The sequence below is a fragment of the Psychromonas sp. Urea-02u-13 genome (assembly GCF_002835995.1).
Taxonomy (GTDB): Bacteria; Pseudomonadota; Gammaproteobacteria; order Enterobacterales; family Psychromonadaceae; genus Psychromonas.
The window spans coordinates 1-3826 of record NZ_PJBZ01000153.1 but is presented as its reverse complement, the minus strand read 5'-3'; the positions used below and the strand labels follow the sequence as shown (position 1 = coordinate 3826).

Genomic DNA, 3826 nt, shown 5'->3' with positions numbered 1-3826 from the left:
AGGCGTTAGGTTTACTTGAGAATCCGAAATTTTAATGGTGGTTTTGTTATTAAATTGAATAGTAATTTTTCCATCGCATTTAAAGAGAAGCTTTGTTTGTGAAACTGGTTTACTGAGTTTGATAATCCAATTTCTGCATTGAATCACAAGTTACGTCTAAATCAATTTTATGTTGTAGCTTAGTTCAGCGTTTAATTTTAAAATTCAAAGTATTAGCTAGTTACTCATTAACTTATTTGTTCAGTTTTTATAACAAATTCGTCAGTCAGCGGGTTACTAGAATTAACAATAATTAATAGGTTTACGCCCGCTGTTGTGGGCTTAAACCTAACAAGCAATTTAAACGGAACTAAAACAGTTGGCTCAGTTTCGCTTCGCTACACATTTTAGCCAACAATTTTAGTCCGCTTAATGTGGGCGTTATGAGTATTTGTAGTTGTATAGTCATTTATCAAGTGGAGTGTATTAATATGAGTTTTTTACTGATGGATTCTTTCTCTCCCCCTTATCAGGAATGGAATGAGAGAAACCCTACACAAGAAGAAATGCTTGAGGAAATAACATTAGGTAATCCTCCACCTCGTTCGGTTAAATTATCTTTAAAATCTGAGCTGTCTAACTATCGCGCGGCAGCGGTGTATATGATCAATGAGGTTAGCAACAATCGACTTGAATTTCATATTGACCGATACCTAAGGAACTCTCAACATTTTCAAATAAATTTGTCAGCTATGCCGACGGAAGATCCTGAATTTATATCCGCTTATAAACACCTCTATCCATCTTGTGATTTTGATCTTGTGTCTAATGATATTGCTACATATGGCAGGTTATTACCTAATGGACAATACCTTTATCATGGAGGTTATATCCCAAACAATGTTGGTGATACATTCAAGACTTGTCGACCTCTTTCAACTAGCTTATGCCCACAAGTCGCAATTCGAAACGCTGATTGGCGTGGTAAAGCATTTGATCGAGGAGAAATTCATCTCGCTGTTATAAAAATAACAAATCCTAAAACCAAAGCCTATATTTTTTCGTTGGATGGAGAGCTGGGAAATGAAAAAGAATTACTGATTGCTTCAGGTCTTAAGCTGAGAGTGGTAAATAAGACTCTGATTCGTCATGATTTTCCGACATCTAAGGCAAATGGGGTAGAGCCATTAAAGAAAATTGTTCCGGCATACTTAATAGAGCTTGATGCAGAATAATATACTCATAACAAGGCACTTAAACGGAATTAAAACAGTTGGTTTCGTTCGTGCCTCTCAAATTATAACCAACTGTTTTAATCCGCTTAGTGCGGCGTTAGGCAACAGAGGTAAATATGCAAGATTCATTATCTAAATATGGACAGAGCGCTATTTCGTTTTTTCTTGTTCTTACGTTACTTGTTAATTGGCAAATATTATCGATGATAGGTTCGTTTGGATTAACTCTAGCTAATAATTTACTAATAATTTACTAATAATCGTATGGGTAATATTGTTATTTATATCTGCGGTAGGATTATTTAAAAAGCAAAATTGGGGATTCTTTTTCTTATATCCTTCGATTATATTAACAACAATTGGGTTTTCAATATCTATTATTCCTTTTGTAACTAGTATTTTCCCTATGGAATTAAGACCCTGGATAATGATAGCTAATAACTCAATGTTACTAATAATTTCCATCTGGATACACTGGATAAAATCAAAGTCTCCTATGAGTGAAATTGCCTAACAAGAAATTTAAACGGAACAAAAACAGTTTGCCATGTTTCGTTCCTCAACAAGTTTGGCAAACAATTTTTGTCCGCTTAATTAGGCGTTAGGTTTACTTGAGAATCTGAAATTTTAATGTTGCTTACATCGTTTAATTACAGAGTGATTTTTCCATCGTGTTAGATTGGCACTCTGTTTGTGAAAATGGATTTATGAGTTTTCTATCCCAATTTCTGCATTGATTCACAAGTTACGTTTAAATCAATTTTATGTTGTAGCTTAGTTCAGCGTTTAACTTTAAAATTCAAAGTATTAGCTAGTTACTCATTAACTGATTTGTTCAGTTTTTATAGCAAATTCGTCAGTCAGCGGGTTACTAGAATTAACAAAATTTAATAGGTTTACGCCCGCTGTTGTGGGCTTAAACCTAACAAGTTAATTAAACGGAATAAAACAGTTGGTCATCGCTTCGCGATTTTAACCAACCATTTTTATCCGCTTATTAAGGCGTTAGCTGTCAGTGTGATTTTCAGGAGTTACTGTTTTGAACGAAATTGCCAAAAATTTTCCAGAGATAATCTTAGGTATCATATGCATATCTGCAGTTATAGGGGCACTTAGGTTTTTATTCTCTCAACACTTTGAGAGAAAAAAGATCGGTCTTCAAAAAATTGAACTAATTAATAATATTCTTAAATATAATCTAAATAAACCTAATGCTCGGCAAAAATTTTCAACTGAGCAAGCATTTTCTGCTGTATTTGGGAAAGTGTTTACGTTTGATGAAATCAAAGCCATTTTACAGTACAAGTCTCCTTCTAAAGTACTTGCTTTATATCTGGAAGGGAGACGTTTTTTAAAAGTATCAAATAGTGGGAAAACGTTTTTATTAAAAGAACAATATGGAAAAGAAAAGGTGTTTGGTATTAATATTTACTTTCAAGATATTAAGTTTGCTTTCTTATATCTGTTATTTTCTATGTTAACTATTTTTCCAATAACCATCATCCATACCACCTATACAAATAGTAGTTGGTTTGAAAGTAGTTTGGGGTTAGCAAATATGTTTTGGGTGTTGATGTCTGGACTTTTAACTTTTGCACTTGCTGTATTCGCAGTGGTAAGCATGTTTCAATTAGGAAAAATAGACGATGCATTTAAACTAGCTAAGTTAAACAGCTAACAAGCAATTTAAACGGAACTAAAACAGTTTGCCATGTTTCGTTCCTCACAAGTTTGGCAAACAATTTTAGTCCGCTTAATGTGGGCGTTATGTGTCATTGGAGCTTTCGTAAATATGTCATTGGAAGAGTTACTCAAACAAATAATTTCTGAGCTAAAAGCATCTAATCAATTACGTGCTTATGACGAAATTGAACAACAATATAATAGTTATCTCTGTGGAACTTTGGTTGAAAAAGTTAGCTCTCTAGAGGCTTTGGCTACTTGGTGTCATCCGAAGGCTTTAGGTGACTTGAAGGTATCAAATTACTCCAACGATGAGTGGTTTTCTTTATTATCTAAGCTTTGCTGTAAGTGCAAAAAGAAACGTCAGCAACTACAGTTGGCATAAACACATAACAAGGCATTTAAACGGAACTAAAACAGTGGGTTACGTTTCGCTTCGCTACACATTATAACCCACTATTTTAGTCCGCTTAATGCGGCGTTAGTTGGTTTTTAAAATTGAGGTTGGTAATTCTTTCTGCGTAGCATTACTGGTAATTTTTTGAGCTTTGTAATCATCAAAGCCGTTGCCTTGTGGCTTCAGTTTGTAGAGCGTTCATTCCGCCAAAATATGTTGTCGCTAATAGTCGTCTGATGCAAAGTTTAACTCGTTAGTTAACCAGAACTCTCAGCTCCATTAGCTCCGCTTATTTTATAATGGCGTCATTCTAGTTTCTAGTTTTCAAATGTAATCACGAGTGTGTTGTTTAGTTGAATTATGTCTTAGTTTTTCAAGAGGTTACTAGATAGTTTTTCTAATATTAGTTATCGTGTTTCATTAGGTAATTATTACCGCCAAACTCAACTAACAAGCACTTTAAACGGAACAAAAACAGTTGGCTATTGTTCGTTCCTCACAAAATTATAGCCAACAATTTTTGTCCGCTTAA

The 3826-nt window shown here is 34.1% G+C and carries 4 protein-coding genes; 3 read left to right on the top strand and 1 reads right to left on the bottom strand.

Going from position 1 to position 3826, the window contains the following annotated elements; all coding sequences use genetic code 11:
* The first annotated feature begins 470 nt into the window (after positions 1-470).
* Positions 471-1214, top strand: a complete 744-nt coding sequence (locus tag CXF74_RS20795; protein WP_101084482.1) for a hypothetical protein — start codon at positions 471-473, stop codon at positions 1212-1214.
* A gap of 231 nt (positions 1215-1445) precedes the next feature.
* Here the strand turns inward: CXF74_RS20795 and CXF74_RS20790 are convergent, their stop codons facing one another.
* Entirely contained in the window at positions 1446-1679 is a 234-nt protein-coding gene (locus CXF74_RS20790) for a hypothetical protein (RefSeq protein WP_101084480.1), read from the bottom strand.
* A gap of 574 nt (positions 1680-2253) precedes the next feature.
* Here CXF74_RS20790 and CXF74_RS20785 point away from each other — a divergent pair.
* Positions 2254-2892, top strand: coding sequence for a hypothetical protein (locus CXF74_RS20785; protein ID WP_101084478.1), 639 nt, complete (start codon positions 2254-2256; stop codon positions 2890-2892).
* Between the two features lie 114 nt (positions 2893-3006).
* The gene (locus CXF74_RS20780) at positions 3007-3282 is read left to right on the top strand and encodes a hypothetical protein (RefSeq protein WP_157822492.1); all 276 of its coding nucleotides are present in this window, start codon (positions 3007-3009) and stop codon (positions 3280-3282) included.
* The last annotated feature ends 544 nt before the right edge of the window (positions 3283-3826 follow it).